Below are 14,596 nucleotides of genomic sequence, written 5' to 3'. Positions count from 1 at the left end.
GATGTTCATCCCCTTCTTCCTCGAACTGAAGGCCGCGCGGGTTCCCGTTTCGCTCAGGGAATATCTGTCGCTGCTGGAAGGGCTGGAAGCCGGGTTGGTCGATTATGACGTCGAGGCCTTCTACTACCTCGCGCGCTCGGCCCTGGTGAAGGACGAGCGCCATATCGACCGTTTCGATCAGGTCTTTGCGCATGTCTTCAAGGGCGTCGAGGCGCTTGGCGGCCCTGACGCCGTCGATGTCGCCAATATCCCGGAAGAATGGCTGCGCCGTTTGGCCGAAAAGCATCTGACCGAGGAGGAAAAGAAGCTGGTCGAGGCGCTGGGCGGCTTCGACAAGTTGATGGAGACGTTGAAGCAGCGGCTGGAGGAGCAGAAGGGCCGCCATCAGGGCGGCTCGAAATGGATCGGCACCGGCGGCACCTCGCCCTTCGGTGCCTATGGCTACAATCCGGAAGGCGTGCGCATCGGCCAGCATGAAAGCCGGCATCGTCGCGCGGTGAAGGTCTGGGACAAGCGCGAATTCCGTAACTTTGACGACACCGTCGAGCTCGGCACCCGCAACATCAAGGTGGCGCTGAAGCGGCTGCGCCGCTGGGTGCGCGAAGGCGCCGAGGAGGAGTTCGACCTGCCCGGCACCATCCACGCCACCGCCGAGCACGGCTATCTCGACGTGAAGACCAGGCCCGAGCGTCGCAATGCCGTGAAGCTCCTGATGTTCTTCGATGTCGGCGGCTCGATGGACGACCATATCCGCGGCGTCGAGGAATTGTTTTCCGCGGCGCGCGCCGAGTTCCGCCAGCTCGAATATTTCTACTTCCACAATTGCCTGTACGAGCGCGTCTGGAAGGACAACCGCCGGCGCTTGGCCGAGACGATCCCGACCTTCGACCTGATCCACAAATACGGGCCTGACTATAAGGTGATCGTGGTCGGCGACGCCTCGATGAGCCCGTACGAGATCGCCCATCCCGGCGGCTCGGTCGAGCATTGGAATCCGGAGGCCGGGAGCGTATGGCTCACGCGCCTGTTGCAGCAATGGCCAAACGCGATTTGGCTCAATCCAGAAGCCGAGAAGAACTGGCGCTACACGCACTCGATCGCCATGATCGGCGAGATCTTCGGCGGCCGCATGTTCCCGCTGACGCTGGCCGGGCTGGAGGCTGCGACAAGGCAGTTGTCGCGCAAGCATTAGTTCCCCAGCACAGGGATTTTGACCGGTCGGCTCTGTTTGCGTTGGCAGATGGCATGCTTTGGAGATTGGCCGAAACGCCCATCGCGGTCGTCATTCCAGGGCGGAGCAGGAGCGAAGCTCCGTCGCGAAGACCCTGGAATCCATGCCGTTCCCTTCGCCAAGGCGTGCAACGGAGCAGAATTCTGCACCGCGGCGGCGCTTCGAAGTCACGGCATGGATTCTATGGTCTGCGCCGCGTCGCTTCGCTCCTTGCTCCGCCATAGAATGACGAGGTTGGGGCGGCTTCGACCAATCCCCGGCGTTTGCGCTGATTTCACGGACATGAACGGAAAATCTTGCACCAAGACAAACGGCAACCTTTCAAAATCGCTGCGTCGGTGAACGTCAAGCTCGCTTTCGCTGGCAGCGCTTGTAACAAACGCCTATGTTTCGGCGAATACCCGTTGCAAGCAACAACGAGCCGCCAAGGCCGAGGAGATTTCATGGACACCCACGCCTATCCCGTCACCCGCACCGATGCCGAATGGCGCGCCCGGCTGACGCCGGAGCAATATGCCGTCATGCGCAACCACGGCACCGAGCGCCCCGGCAGCTGCGCCCTGCTCTACGAAAAGCGCGCCGGCACCTTTTATTGCGTCGGCTGCGACCAGCCGCTGTTCGAATCCAAGCTGAAGTTCGAGAGCGGCACCGGCTGGCCGAGCTTCAACGATCCGGTGCCGGGCTCGATCGAGACCACCATCGACCGCAGCTACGGCATGGTCCGCACCGAATGCCATTGCGCACGCTGCGGCAGCCATCTCGGCCATGTCTTCGAAGACGGCCCGCCGCCGACCGGACTGCGCTATTGCATCAATGGCGTGGCGCTGCGCTTCGAGCCGGCGGCTTGATGCCTCGGAAATGACCTCGCAAAGGGCGGCTTCGGCCGCCCTTTTTCGTACAGCTCACGCCACGACCGTCGCGATCAGCCAGAGCGCCGAGCCCAGCATCATCAGCTGCGCCTTCAAGCCGCCGCTCTTCTCCGCCGTTCGCCAGACGGCGATCGTCAGGAAGATGTTGTAGGGAACAGGCAGGAAATGCACCGCCAGCACCAGCCAGAGCGGCAGCTTGAACCCGAGCAGGATCAGCGCCAGCGCCGAAGAGGTGACGTTCAAGATCGTCCCCACCAGCAGCATGTCGCGCCAGAACAGCTGGTCGAGCGGCGCTTCACCCCTCCAGCGCGCACGGAAAAAGTCGATCATGACCTATTTCTGCCCCAGGACGTCGGTCACCGCTTCTTCGAAGCGCGAGCACTCCGTCACCAGCCAGTCGGTCATGGCTGGCCAGTTGTCCTCGGCATAGCAGTTCACGTGCCATAGTGAATTGATGCCGAGGTCTTGCGCGCTCTGTTCGGGCCTGAGCTTCAGCCTGGCCTCGATCGCCGGCTGGAACGGTTTCAGCCGCGACCACGATTGCGTGGCCCCGAGCTTCTCGTTACGCCCGAAGAAGACGCCGACATGGTTCTGCGCCGGCGCGACATACATGGAAAGCACCAGGGCGAAATCCGGCAACCCACGCTGCCAGAACCAAGGCCCGCGTCGCGCCATCCTTGGCCTTTCCTCCGGGTGCCGCTCGGCGAACAGCGCCCAGAAGCCGCGATGGCGGAACTCCGAGGCGCGACGGCCGCCGAAGTCGAATTCGTTCATGGCCGGCTCCCGGCCATGAGCCTTACACCATGCCGAGAGCGGCCTTGTAGAGATCGAGGATCGACTCCTCCTCCTGGCGCTCGGCCTGATCCTTCTTGCGCAACCGCACGATGGTGCGGATCGCCTTGGTGTCGAAGCCGGTGCCCTTGGCCTCGGCATAGACGTCCTTGATATCGTCGGAGATCGTCTTCTTCTCTTCCTCGAGCCGCTCGATGCGCTCGATGATGGTGCGCAGCTGGCCGGCGGCTACAGTCTGGCTGGTCTCGGTGATTTCGTCGGCCATTTTTCTCTCCGCGTCTTCTGGAGCCAAGGCGATTCCCGCCACGGCGAATTGGAGCGGGTTCCCTGCCCGAGCGGGCGCGGCGGGTCAAGCCACTTGTCGAACGGCTGTGGACGGCTGCTGTCAGTCGTCCGTCCGACTTCCAGTTCGGCCGTCACTTAAAGGCTATGAGCAGATCCTTCGCATCGATCTGGTCGCCGGCCTTGACCAGCACCTCTGCGATCTCGCCGTCGCGTTCGGCATGCAGCGCGGTTTCCATCTTCATCGCCTCGATCGACAGAAGCACGTCGCCCGCCTTGACCGCCTGTCCGGCCGCCACGGCAAGCGCCGACACGACGCCGGGCATCGGCGCGCCGACATGCCCCTCATTCCCGGGCTCGGCCTTGCGGCGCGCCTTGGCGGCGGAAGCGCCATGCGCCCTGTCCGGCACCTTGACGCGGCGCGGCTGGCCATTGAGCTCGAAGAAGACGGTGACCATGCCCTTGTCGTCGACGTCGCCGAACGCCTGGCAGCGGACCACCAGCGTCTTGCCCTTCTCGATGTCGAGGAAGATCTCGTCCTCAGACTTCATGCCGTAGAAATAGGTCGGCGTCGGCAGCACGCTCACCGGCCCGTAGGTTTCCTGCGCCGCGGCGAAGTCGGTGAACACTTTCGGATACATCAGCCACGACGCGAACTCGTATTCCGACAGCTTGCGCTCGAGCTTGGTCTCGATGTCCTTGCGGCTGGCCTTGAGATCGGCGGGCTTCAACAGCGAGCCGGGCCTGACCGTGATCGGCTTCTCGCCCTTCAGCGCCTTCTTCTGCAGCGCCGCCGGCCAACCGCCGGGCGACTGGCCGAGATCGCCGCGCAGCATCGAGACGACCGAGTCCGGGAAGGCGATATCCTTGGCTGGGTTCTCGACATCGGCGACGGTGAGATCCTGGCTGATCATCATCAGCGCCATGTCGCCCACCACCTTGGATGACGGCGTCACCTTCACGATGTCGCCGAACATCAGATTGACGTCGTGATAGGCCTGCGCCACCTCATGCCAGCGCGTTTCCAGGCCAAGCGAGCGCGCCTGTTCCTTGAGGTTGGTGAACTGGCCGCCCGGCATCTCGTGCAGATAGACTTCCGAGGCCGGCCCCTTGAGATCGCTTTCGAAGGCGGCGTACTGGTTGCGCACCGCCTCCCAGTAGAAGGAGATGTGGCGGATCCATTGCGGGTCGAGACCGGGATCGCGCTCGGTGCCCTTCAGCGCCTCGACGATCGAGCCGAGGCAGGGCTGCGAGGTGTTGCCGGAGAACGAATCCATCGCCGCGTCGATGGCATCGGCGCCGCTCTCCACCGCCGCCAGCACCGTTGCCGCGGAAAGCCCCGACGTGTCGTGCGTGTGGAAATGGATCGGCAGGTCCGTCGCCTCGCGCAGCGCCTTGAACAGCACGCGGGCAGCACTCGGCTTGAGCAAACCGGCCATGTCCTTGACGGCGATGATGTGCGCGCCGGCGGCCTCCAGCTCCTTGGCGAGCCCGACATAATATTTGAGGTCGTATTTGGCGCGGGCCGGATCGAGGATATCGCCGGTATAGCACATCGCCGCTTCGACCAGCTTGCCCTCGGCGCCGACGGCGTCCATGGCGACCCGCATGTTCTCGACCCAGTTCAGGCAGTCGAAGACGCGGAACAGATCGACGCCGCCGCTTGCCGCCTGGCGGACGAAATGCTGGACGACATTGTCGGGATAGTTGGTGTAGCCGACGCCGTTGGCGCCGCGCAAAAGCATCTGCAGCAGAAGGTTGGGCGCCGCCTCGCGCACCTTGCTCAGCCGCTCCCACGGATCCTCGGTGAGGAAGYGCATGGCGACGTCGAACGTGGCGCCGCCCCAGCATTCCAGCGACAACAGCTGCGGCAAGGCCCGAGCATAGGTGCCGGCGATGCCGACGATGTCATAGGTGCGCATGCGCGTGGCGAGCAGCGACTGGTGGCCGTCGCGCATCGTCGTGTCGGTGACCAGCACCTGGCGCTGCTCCCGCATCCAGCTCGCGAATTTCTCCGGGCCGAGCGCATTGAGCCTCTGCTTGCTGCCGTCCGGAATATGGCCGTTCAGGTAGGGCACCACGGGTGCCGCCGCATTCGGCTTCGGCATTGGCCGGCCGCGCGTCTCGGGATGGCCGTTGACGCTGACATCGGCCAGATAGGTGAGCAGCTTGGTGGCGCGGTCCTGCCGCTTCACCTGCTCGAACAGTTCCGGCGTCGTGTCAATGAACTTGGTCGTGTAGGAATTGTCGGCGAAGCGCGGGTGGTTGATGATCGCTTCGAGGAAGGTGAGGTTGGTGGCGACGCCCCGGATGCGGAACTCGCGCAGCGCCCGGTTCATGCGCGAGATCGCCTCGGCGGGCGTCGGCGCCCAGGCCGTTACCTTTTCGAGCAGCGGATCGTAGAAGCGGGTGATGACCGCGCCCGAATAAGCGGTGCCGCCATCGAGCCGGATGCCGAAGCCGGCCGCCTCGCGATAGGCGGTGATGCGGCCATAGTCCGGGATGAAATTGTGCTCCGGATCCTCGGTGGTGATGCGGCACTGCAGCGCGTGGCCGTTGAGCCGGATGTCCTTCTGCGCCGGCACGCCCGATTGCTTGGTGCCGATGGCGAAGCCGTCCAGGATGTGTATCTGCGCCTTGACGATGTCGATGCCGGTCACCTGCTCGGTGACGGTGTGCTCGACCTGGATGCGCGGATTGACCTCGATGAAGTAGAATTTGCCGGTGTCGGCATCCTGCAGGAACTCGACCGTGCCGGCGCCGATATAGCTGGTCTCACGCGCGATCTTGAGCGCATAGCCGCAAAGCTCCTGACGCAGCTCTTCGCTGAGATAGGGTGCCGGCGCGCGCTCCACGACCTTCTGGTTGCGGCGCTGGATCGAGCAGTCGCGCTCGAACAGGTGCACGGCGTTGCCGTGGGTATCGCCCAGCACCTGCACCTCGACATGGCGGGCGCGCTCGATCAGCTTTTCGAGATAGACCTCGTCCTTGCCGAAGGCGGCCTTGGCCTCGCGCTTGCCCTCCATCACCTCGCGCGCGAGGTCGGCCTCGGAACGGATGGCGCGCATGCCGCGGCCGCCGCCGCCCCATGAGGCCTTGAGCATCACCGGATAGCCGACCTCCGCCGCGAGCTTCTTCACCTCGTCCATGTCGTCGGGCAGCGGATCGGTCGCCGGCACCACCGGCACGCCGACCTCGACCGCCAGGTTGCGCGCGGCGACCTTGTTGCCCAGCCGGCGCATCGTTTCCGGCTTCGGACCGATGAAGGTGATGCCGGCCGCCGCGCAGGCTTCGGCGAATTCGGGGCTTTCCGAGAGCAGGCCGTAGCCGGGGTGGATGGCGTCGGCGCCCGACAGCCTGGCGACCCGGATCACCTCCTCGATCGACAGATAGCTCTCGATCGGGCCCATGTCCTTGGCAAGATGCGGTCCGCGCCCGACCTGATAGCTCTCGTCGGCCTTGAAGCGGTGCAGCGAATATTTGTCCTCCTCCGCCCAGATCGCCACGGTTTTGAGACCGAGCTCGTTGGCCGCGCGGAATACGCGGATGGCGATTTCGGACCGGTTGGCGACAAGGATCTTCGTGATGGCCAAGGACTGGGCTCCAGCAGCGGAAGGGACGATGAACCGGCGCAATGATTAGCGTGAAAATGCTGCAGTGCAAACAAATTTGCGCGACACCTAAAGCGATTTAACTCGCTTGTTTGCGTCAGACCGTCATTTGCTTTTCCGCCGACATCGGCGGTCTGGGGCGGGTATTCCGGGCGCGCGGCGCGGGAGCTCTCCTGCAAGGGCCGCAAACCCGCAAACGAAAATGCCCGGCGCACGCGCCGGGCATCCCGAAAAGTCGGCTTGAATTGGCCGGCTTATTTCTCGAAGTAGGCGTACTTGCCGTCGTCGCCCTTCTTCCATTCGTAGATGACATAGTCAGGACGGGTGATGTCGCCCTTGGCGTCGTAGCCGATGTCGCCGATGGCCGTCTTCCAGGTGTTGGCCCGGATGGTTTCGGCAACCTTCTGCGCGTCGTCGGCCGAGCCGGTCTTGGCGATGGCCTGGGCGATGATCTGCACGGCGGCATAGGAGTAGAGCGTGTAGGCTTCCGGCTCGAAGCCGGCGGCGCGGAACTTCTCCACCACTTCCTTGGCGGCCGGATTCTTGCGCGGATCCGGAGCGAAGGTGTTGAGCGTGCCGGCAACGGCGTCGCCGGCGATCGAAGCCAGTTCGTTGGAGACGATGCCGTCGCCCGAGAACAGCGGCGCCTTCAGGCCCTGGTCGGCCGACTGACGGATGATCAGGCCGGCTTCGGTGTGCAGGCCGCCCCAGTAGATGAGCGTGACGCCGTTTTCCTTCATCTTGGCGATGAGGGCCGAGAAGTCCTTGTCGCCGACATTGACGCCTTCATACATCACTTCCTTGATGCCGTTGGCGTTGAGATTCTTCTTGGTCTCGTCGGCGAGGCCCTGGCCGTAAGGCGTCTTGTCGTGGACGATGGCGATTTTGGCGTCCTTGAAGTTCTTGGCGATGTAGTCGCCGGCCACCTTGCCCTGCTGGTCGTCACGACCGCAAGTGCGGAAGGTGTTCCACATGCCGCGCTCGGTAAACTTCGGGTTGGTCGCGGCAGGCGTGATCTCGAGAATGCCGTTTTCCTGATAGACTTCCGAGGCCGGGATCGACACGCCCGAGTTGAAGTGGCCGTCGACATACTTGACGCCGTCGGCGACGAACTTGTTGGCGACCGAGATGCCCTGCTTGGGATCGGACACGTCGTCGCCGATCTCGAGCTTGAGCTGCTGGCCGAGGATGCCGCCCGCCGCGTTGATGTCGGCGATCGCCTGTTCCGCGCCCTTCTGCAGCTGTGCGCCGAAGGCGGCGTTCGGGCCGGTGATCGGACCGGCGACGCCGATCAGGATGTCAGCGGCCCACGCGCTGCCGCTGAGCGCGACGAACGCGGTCAGCGCAACGGCGGACAAGAGTGATTTTTTCATTGAAACGCTCCCATTTACGGAGTGGGCGTGGATGATACTTTCATGCGATGCCCACCCTTATCGCAGAAAGCATAGAATGCCGATTTTCAGGCACTTGTCACGCCGATTCATCCCCGAGACGGCGTTAATCATGAACGTCAACCTTTCGGTTTCCAGCTTAATAAGGAAGCTCTTTCATAGAGCCAGTTATACTGGGTGACCATCTGGTTGGTGCGCGTGTATTGATAGCCGAGGAAGCCAAGGATCATCAGCACGATGGTGTCGACGATATAGTAATGCAGCGAGAACATCGTGCCCTCGAACAGGGCATGATGGATGAACCTGATGCCGACGCCGAGGCCGAGCATGTAGAAGAACAGCTGCAAGTGGCTGCTCCAGGTCTGCGCCGCCGCCTTGCCGGTCATCCACGCCGCCCAGCCGCCGAGCAGGCATGTGACGAACAGGAACTGCCAGATCGAGGCCTCTTCGTAGAGAATACCCATGATTGATCTCCCCCGATCTCAGTGATGTCCGCCTTCGAGATAGGCGGCGCGCACTTCCGGATTGGCGAGCAGTTCCTTGCCGGTGCCGCTCATCGTCACATTGCCGTTGACCATGACATAGCCGCGATTGGCGAGCTTGAGCGCGCCGAAGGCGTTTTGCTCGACAAGGAACACGGTCAGTCCCTGCGCCTTGTTGAGCTCGCGTATGGCGTCGAAGATCTGCTTGACGATCAGCGGCGCCAGACCCAGCGACGGCTCATCGAGCAACAAAAGCTTCGGCCGCGCCATCAGCGCGCGCCCGATCGACAGCATCTGCTGCTCGCCACCCGACAGCGTGCCGCCGCGCTGGGCGATACGCTCTTTCAGCCGCGGGAACAGCGCGAACACTTTCTCGACGTCCTCGTCGTAATGTTTGAGGTTGTCGAGGCTGGCGCCCATCTGCAGGTTTTCCATCACCGTCATGCGCGGGAAGATGCGGCGTCCTTCCGGCGACTGGGCGATGCGCAGGCGGGCGATCTCGTGCGTAGGCAACTGGGTGATGTCGGTGCCCGCGAAGGTGATGGTGCCGGCTCGCGCGCGCGGAGCGCCGAAGATGGTCATCATCAGGGTCGACTTGCCGGCACCGTTGGCGCCGATCAGCGCCACGATCTCACCCTGGTTGACCTGCACGTTGACGCCGTTCAGCGCGCGGATGTTGCCGTAGTAGGTCTCGACGCCCTTGATGTCGAGCAGCGTTGTGCCGGCCATTATTTGCGCCCTCCACGCGTCGCGGGCTTGGCCGCCGCTTCCTTCGCCAGCGCTTTCGCCTGGCCGATCCAGTCTTCGCGCTCGATGCGCCCGTCAAAGGCGAGATAGGCTTCCGCCGCTTCGATGTCGGCCTTCTTCCAGGCGGCGATCTGGTCGAAATGGAAGATGCCGTGCTCGTTCAGCTTGCGCTCGTTGACCGGGCCGATGCCCTTGATGCGGATCAGGCTGTCGGCCTTGCCGCCGCGCGGCGCGTCGAGGCGGTTGGAGATGCCGGCGGTTTTCGCGGCGGGAGCCTTCGCGGCCGCCTTTGTCGATCGCGCTTTTGCTGCCGGCTTCTTCGCCGCCGGAGCAACGATCGGCTTGCTGGCGATCGACGCGGAGCGCGCGTCGACCTGGGCCGCCTTCGAGGCCCCTTTGGACACCGTGACCCGCTCGCCCTCGTTGGCATGTTCGACGCTGTCCGAAACCGGCCCCGCCATCATCGAAGCGGAATTGCCCGGCCCGTGCGCCRGGTCGGGGCCCGTATCGAGCTGCTCGATGACATCCTCGTCGCCGACTTCGGTGAGCACTTCTTGCACCTCCTCGTCGTCGACGCCGAGATAGGCGGCGATGACGCGCGGATCGGTGCGCACCGACTGCGGATTGCCGTCGGAAATCTTGCGGCCATATTCGAGCACCACGACGTGGTCGGAGATCTGYATCACCACCGACATGTCGTGCTCGATGAGCAGGATCGAGGTACCGGTGCTCTTGATGCCCATCAGGAGCTCGTTGAGCGCGGCCGATTCCTTCGGATTGAGGCCGGCGGCCGGTTCGTCCAGGCACAGAAGCTCCGGCCCGGTGCACATGGCGCGCGCGATTTCCAGCCGCCGCTGCGCGCCATAGGGCAGGTCGCCGGCCGGATCGTCGGCGCGGTCGACGAGGCCGGCCTTCTCCAGCCAATGCCTGGCGAGCTCGATCGATTCGGCCGAGGCCTGGCGATAGCTCGGGAAGCCGAACAGGCCGAGGAAGGTATAGCCCGAGGCCTTCATCAGCTTGTTGTGCTGCGCAACCAGAAGGTTCTCCAGCAGCGTCATGCCCGAGAACAGGCGGATGTTCTGGAAGGTTCGCGCCACATTGGCGCGCGCCGGGATCTCGTGGTTGGGCAAGCGTTCGAGCAGATAGGTCGAGCCGTCACGCTTGTTGAGCGTGATCATGCCCTCGGTGGGCTTGTAGAAGCCGGTGATGCAGTTGAACACCGTCGTCTTGCCGGCGCCGTTCGGCCCGATCAGCGCGGTGATCTCGCCGCGCCTGGCCTGGAACGACAGGTCGCCGATGGCGACAAGGCCGCCGAACTTCATCGACAGATGCTCGACCTGCAGGATGAAGTCGTTCGAGGAAGGGGTCGCGTTCATCAGCCGTGGCCCTCCTTGGTGAAGGAGGCTGAGACCGCTCTTCGCTCCTTCAGGAAGGCTGTCGGTTCCCGGCTGCCGACGAAGCCGCGCGGCTTCCACAGCATGACGATGACCATGGCCATGCCGAACAGAAGCATGCGGTAGAGTTCAGGCGTGAAGTCCGGCCCGAACACGGCCTTGAGGAAGTCGAGCTCGCGCAGGATTTCGGTGCCGCCGATCATCACCAGCGCCGCCACGGCGATGCCGCCGAGCGAGCCCATGCCGCCAAGCACGACGATGGCGAGGATGATAGCCGATTCCAGGAAGACGAAGGATTCAGGGCTGACGAAGCCTTGCCTTGCCGCGAAGAACGAGCCGGCGAAGCCGCCGAACATGGCGCCGGTGGCGAAAGCGGTCAGCTTGGTGGTGGTCGTGTTGATGCCGAGCGAGCGGCAGGCGATCTCGTCCTCGCGCAGCGCCTCCCAGGCGCGTCCCACCGGCAGGCGACGAAGCCTGATGGTGACGAAGGCGGTGAGGAAGCAGAGCGCCAGGATCAGATAATAGAGGAAGATCTTGTAGTAGGCGCCCGACTGAGCGATGTGCAGCACCTTGGCGATATAGTTCGGATCCGAGACGTTGAACGACATCAGGCCGAAGAACGACACTTTCGGAATGCCGGAGATGCCGGCCGAGCCGTTGGTCACCTCGCGCCAGTTGATCAGCACCAGACGGATGATCTCGCCGAAGGCCAGCGTGACGATAGCCAGATAGTCGCCGCGCAATCTCAGCACGGGAAAGCCGAGCAGGACGCCCCAGAAGGCGGCCATGGCCCCGGCGGCCGGCAGCAGGATCCAGAATGACAGGCCGAAATGCGTGCCGAGCAGCGCATAGGCGTAGGCGCCGACAGCGTAGAAGGCGACGTAACCGAGATCGAGCAGGCCGGCGAGACCGACGACGATGTTGAGGCCCCAGGCCAGCATCACGTAGATCAGGATCTGGATGCCGAAATTATCGACCCACTTCAGCGAGCCCTGGAAGCCGAAGGCGAGCACCATCGCAATGGGGTAGAGGATCAGCAAGGTGGCGCCGATCTTGTTGAAGTTCCGCCTGACAAAGCCGGGCTCGGCGACAATGGCGGGCGCTCCTGCCTTCTCGGCCTTACGCCGCTCCATGGCCGGGACGGCGTAAGCCACATAGAGGAAGCGGCCAACGGTGACGGCGCCCACCACGATGGCGAGCAAACCCCAGCGCTTCACCAGGATCAGCTCGTTGCTGATGTTCTGGTCGGTCCTCAGGCCGATGAACAGCACGAACAGGCCAAGCGAAATGGCGCCGGCGTAAAGCGCCTCGCGAAAAGCGCGTTGTACGGGAGTAGCGACGTCGTCGCGCTCCGAAGACACGGTAGCGGCCATGAGGATCAGACCTTTTCGACTTCAGGCCGGCCGAGGATGCCGGAGGGCAGGAAGATCAGCACGATCGCCAGGATCGAGAAAGCGGCGACGTCCTTGTAGTCGATCGAGAAATAGGCCGACCACATGCTCTCGATGAAGCCGATGAGCAATCCGCCGAGCACGGCGCCGGGCAGCGAGCCGATGCCRCCGAGCACGGCCGCCGTGAAGGCTTTCACGCCCGGCACGAAGCCGTCCGAGAACACCACGACGCCGTAATACATCAGGAACAGCGTGCCGGCGACGGCGGCAAGGGCCGCGCCCATGATGAAGGTGATGGAGATGGTGCGGTCGACGTCGATGCCGAGCAGCGCGGCCATCTTGCGGTCCTGCTCGCAGGCGCGCTGCGCCCGCCCGAGCGCCGTTCGGTTGACGAGGTACCAGAAGATCGCCAGCAGCGCGATGGTGACGATCACGATGATGATCTGTTTCAGCGAGATGCTGATGCCGTCGATCGTGTAGACCTGGCTGACCAGCGGCGGGATCGGCTTGTTGCGCGGACCTTGCGTGACCTGCACGAAGTTGGACAACGCGATCGACATGCCGATGGCGGTGATCAGCGGCGCCAGGCGGAACGAGCCGCGCAGCGGACGGTAGGCCACCTTCTCGATCGTCCAGTTGTAGAGGCTGGTGAGAAGCATAGCCACGATCATCATGATCAGAAGCGCCACCACGACCGGCACCGAGTAGAACAACGCGCCAAGGATCAGAAAGACGATGAGCGCGGTGAAGGCGCCGATCATGAAGATGTCGCCATGGGCGAAATTGATCATGCCGATGATGCCGTAGACCATCGTATAGCCGATCGCGATCAGCCCATAGATCGATCCCAGCGTCAGCCCGTTGATAAGCTGCTGGACGAAATATTGCATATTCATGCGGCTCCCCTGGAATGTCGCCTTTCAGGACGCATTCCTTTTCGTATTTCCCCTAGTCGTAAAGTTTCGAGCCCGGATTGCAACGTGATTTTTCAATCGCTCCGCGTGGTTTGGAAGCACGCCGTCCGATTGCCCGTTTTTTCGCACCCGACCCCTGGACTATCGCGGACCCTATCATTGGCACAACGCAATGTCTTTGACGATTCAACCTTATGATGATCCTCCTGTCGAAGGAATCAGCGTCAAAATAAGTTGATAAGAAGAATCCTTGCATGAACCGAAGCGCTCGGTTTTGCATCGCCGCATCTTCCGTAAGGTCAGGATTCCGCTCTGTGTGACGGCCACGTGACGGTGGGACGCCCTCGATGGAATGCGCCTCTCCAAATAGAAACGCCTTGAAGCAAAGTCTCGGCAAGCAGAGCCTGAGATCGGTTCTCAATCCCTTTGAGCGGCGGATGAAGGCGCCCACCAAGGCCGGAGCGCATGCCGGCTGATCCCGTCACGTCACGATGAACCCGTGCGCGAACGGATCGCGGTCGTCGATGAAGATGGTGTTCAACCCCGTCATCCGCGCCCAGCCGCCGATCGAGGGGATGATCGCCGGCTTGCCCGCCACGCTGACCTCCTTTTCGACCCTGCCCTTGAACAGCGAGCCGATGATCGATTCATGCACGAAACTGTCGCCTTCCTTGAGCTTGCCCTTGGCGTGGAGCTGCGCCATCCGCGCCGAGGTGCCGGTGCCGCAGGGCGAGCGGTCGATCGCCTTGTCGCCATAGAAGACGGCGTTGCGGGCGTCGGCCTCGGCCTTCTTCGGCTTGCCGGTCCACAGCATGTGCGACAGCCGGTTGATGCCGGGGTTCTCCGGATGCACGAAGGAGTATTTCTCGTTGAGGCGCTGCCGCACCACCGGGCTCCAGGCGATGAGGTCGCCGGCCGAGTAGTCGGCCATGTCGCGATAATTCTTCTGCGGCTCGACGATGGCGTAGAAATTGCCGCCATAGGCGACATCGACGCTGATCTCGCCGAGCACCGGGCATTCGACGGTCAGCCCTTCGGCATGGAGGAAGGACGGCACATTGGTGATGCGCACCTCCTCGACATATTCGCCGACCTGTTTGTATTCGGCGATGACCAGGCCGGCCGGCGTGTCGAGCCTCAAGACGCCGGGCGTCTTCGGCTTCACCAGCCCGTGCTCGATCGCCATCGTCACGGTGCCGATCGTGCCGTGGCCGCACATCGGCAGGCAGCCCGAGGTCTCGATGAACAGGATCGCGATGTCACAGTCATCGCGCGTCGGCGGATAGAGGATCGAGCCCGACATGACGTCATGGCCGCGCGGCTCGAACATCAGCCCGGTGCGGATCCAGTCATATTCGGCGAGGAAATGAGCCCGCCGCTCCATCATCGTCGAACCCTCGAGCAATGGCCCGCCGCCGGCGACCAGGCGCACCGGGTTGCCGCAAGTGTGGCCGTCAATGCAGAAGAAGGATTTCTTGGCCATGGTTGCTCT

Annotated in this window: 13 protein-coding genes; 2 read left to right on the top strand and 11 right to left on the bottom strand. The window is 63.3% G+C overall.

Annotated elements, in window-relative coordinates:
• Window position 1 precedes the first annotated feature (1 nt).
• Together LCM4577_RS11750 and msrB are read left to right on the top strand one after the other, a co-directional pair.
• Entirely contained in the window at window positions 2-1,192 is a 1,191-nt protein-coding gene (locus LCM4577_RS11750; RefSeq protein ID WP_071071288.1) for a VWA domain-containing protein, read from the top strand.
• A 482-nt stretch (window positions 1,193-1,674) separates the two neighbouring features.
• Window positions 1,675-2,079, top strand: coding sequence for a peptide-methionine (R)-S-oxide reductase MsrB (msrB, locus tag LCM4577_RS11745; protein WP_071071286.1), 405 nt, complete (start codon window positions 1,675-1,677; stop codon window positions 2,077-2,079).
• Window positions 2,080-2,133: 54 nt separating this feature from the next.
• On the opposite strand, the gene LCM4577_RS11740 is transcribed toward msrB, so the two are convergent.
• From LCM4577_RS11740 to LCM4577_RS11690, 11 genes are all read right to left on the bottom strand, one after another.
• Window positions 2,134-2,430: a hypothetical protein gene (locus tag LCM4577_RS11740; RefSeq protein WP_071031373.1), complete on the bottom strand. Its 297-nt coding sequence runs from the start codon at window positions 2,428-2,430 to the stop codon at window positions 2,134-2,136.
• A 3-nt stretch (window positions 2,431-2,433) separates the two neighbouring features.
• Complete coding sequence (locus tag LCM4577_RS11735) at window positions 2,434-2,874, bottom strand: hypothetical protein (protein WP_071071284.1); 441 nt, start codon at window positions 2,872-2,874, stop codon at window positions 2,434-2,436.
• 22 nt (window positions 2,875-2,896) lie between these two features.
• Entirely contained in the window at window positions 2,897-3,157 is a 261-nt protein-coding gene (locus LCM4577_RS11730; protein ID WP_040991643.1) for a DUF2312 domain-containing protein, read from the bottom strand.
• A gap of 151 nt (window positions 3,158-3,308) precedes the next feature.
• Window positions 3,309-6,767 carry a pyruvate carboxylase gene (gene pyc, locus LCM4577_RS11725; RefSeq protein WP_071071283.1) on the bottom strand — a complete coding sequence of 1,153 codons (3,459 nt, stop codon included), beginning with the start codon at window positions 6,765-6,767 and terminating at the stop codon, window positions 3,309-3,311.
• A 272-nt stretch (window positions 6,768-7,039) separates the two neighbouring features.
• The gene (locus tag LCM4577_RS11720) at window positions 7,040-8,158 is read right to left on the bottom strand and encodes a branched-chain amino acid ABC transporter substrate-binding protein (protein WP_071071282.1); all 1,119 of its coding nucleotides are present in this window, start codon (window positions 8,156-8,158) and stop codon (window positions 7,040-7,042) included.
• A 137-nt stretch (window positions 8,159-8,295) separates the two neighbouring features.
• On the bottom strand, window positions 8,296-8,643 hold the full coding sequence (locus LCM4577_RS11715; protein ID WP_040991640.1) for a DUF6867 family protein: 348 nt from the start codon (window positions 8,641-8,643) through the stop codon (window positions 8,296-8,298).
• A gap of 15 nt (window positions 8,644-8,658) precedes the next feature.
• On the bottom strand, window positions 8,659-9,387 hold the full coding sequence (locus tag LCM4577_RS11710; RefSeq protein WP_040991639.1) for an ABC transporter ATP-binding protein: 729 nt from the start codon (window positions 9,385-9,387) through the stop codon (window positions 8,659-8,661).
• Window positions 9,387-10,781 carry an ATP-binding cassette domain-containing protein gene (locus LCM4577_RS11705; protein WP_071071281.1) on the bottom strand — a complete coding sequence of 465 codons (1,395 nt, stop codon included), beginning with the start codon at window positions 10,779-10,781 and terminating at the stop codon, window positions 9,387-9,389. The genes LCM4577_RS11710 and LCM4577_RS11705 overlap by 1 nt, the downstream gene beginning before the upstream one ends.
• Complete coding sequence (gene livM / locus LCM4577_RS11700; protein ID WP_040991637.1) at window positions 10,781-12,172, bottom strand: high-affinity branched-chain amino acid ABC transporter permease LivM; 1,392 nt, start codon at window positions 12,170-12,172, stop codon at window positions 10,781-10,783. The genes LCM4577_RS11705 and livM overlap by 1 nt, the downstream gene beginning before the upstream one ends.
• 5 nt (window positions 12,173-12,177) lie before the next feature.
• Window positions 12,178-13,080 carry a branched-chain amino acid ABC transporter permease gene (locus LCM4577_RS11695; protein ID WP_040991823.1) on the bottom strand — a complete coding sequence of 301 codons (903 nt, stop codon included), beginning with the start codon at window positions 13,078-13,080 and terminating at the stop codon, window positions 12,178-12,180.
• Between the two features lie 505 nt (window positions 13,081-13,585).
• Complete coding sequence (locus LCM4577_RS11690) at window positions 13,586-14,587, bottom strand: 4-hydroxyproline epimerase (RefSeq protein ID WP_071071280.1); 1,002 nt, start codon at window positions 14,585-14,587, stop codon at window positions 13,586-13,588.
• Window positions 14,588-14,596 lie beyond the last annotated feature (9 nt).

Source organism: Mesorhizobium sp. LCM 4577 (assembly GCF_001854795.2).
Lineage (GTDB): Bacteria > Pseudomonadota > Alphaproteobacteria > Rhizobiales > Rhizobiaceae > Mesorhizobium > Mesorhizobium plurifarium.
This window is presented reverse-complemented; position numbering and strand designations above follow the sequence as displayed.

What these genes read in the sequence shown, in the direction of transcription:
- LCM4577_RS11750 (WP_071071288.1), top strand. Translation starts at nt 2, where the DNA reads ATGTTCATCCCCTTCTTCCTCGAACTGAAGGCCGCGCGGGTTCCCGTT.
- msrB (WP_071071286.1), top strand. Translation starts at nt 1,675, where the DNA reads ATGGACACCCACGCCTATCCCGTCACCCGCACCGATGCCGAATGGCGC.
- LCM4577_RS11740 (WP_071031373.1), bottom strand. Translation starts at nt 2,430, where the DNA reads ATGATCGACTTTTTCCGTGCGCGCTGGAGGGGTGAAGCGCCGCTCGAC.
- LCM4577_RS11735 (WP_071071284.1), bottom strand. Translation starts at nt 2,874, where the DNA reads ATGAACGAATTCGACTTCGGCGGCCGTCGCGCCTCGGAGTTCCGCCAT.
- LCM4577_RS11730 (WP_040991643.1), bottom strand. Translation starts at nt 3,157, where the DNA reads ATGGCCGACGAAATCACCGAGACCAGCCAGACTGTAGCCGCCGGCCAG.
- LCM4577_RS11720 (WP_071071282.1), bottom strand. Translation starts at nt 8,158, where the DNA reads ATGAAAAAATCACTCTTGTCCGCCGTTGCGCTGACCGCGTTCGTCGCG.
- LCM4577_RS11710 (WP_040991639.1), bottom strand. Translation starts at nt 9,387, where the DNA reads ATGGCCGGCACAACGCTGCTCGACATCAAGGGCGTCGAGACCTACTAC.
- livM (WP_040991637.1), bottom strand. Translation starts at nt 12,172, where the DNA reads ATGGCCGCTACCGTGTCTTCGGAGCGCGACGACGTCGCTACTCCCGTA.
- LCM4577_RS11690 (WP_071071280.1), bottom strand. Translation starts at nt 14,587, where the DNA reads ATGGCCAAGAAATCCTTCTTCTGCATTGACGGCCACACTTGCGGCAAC.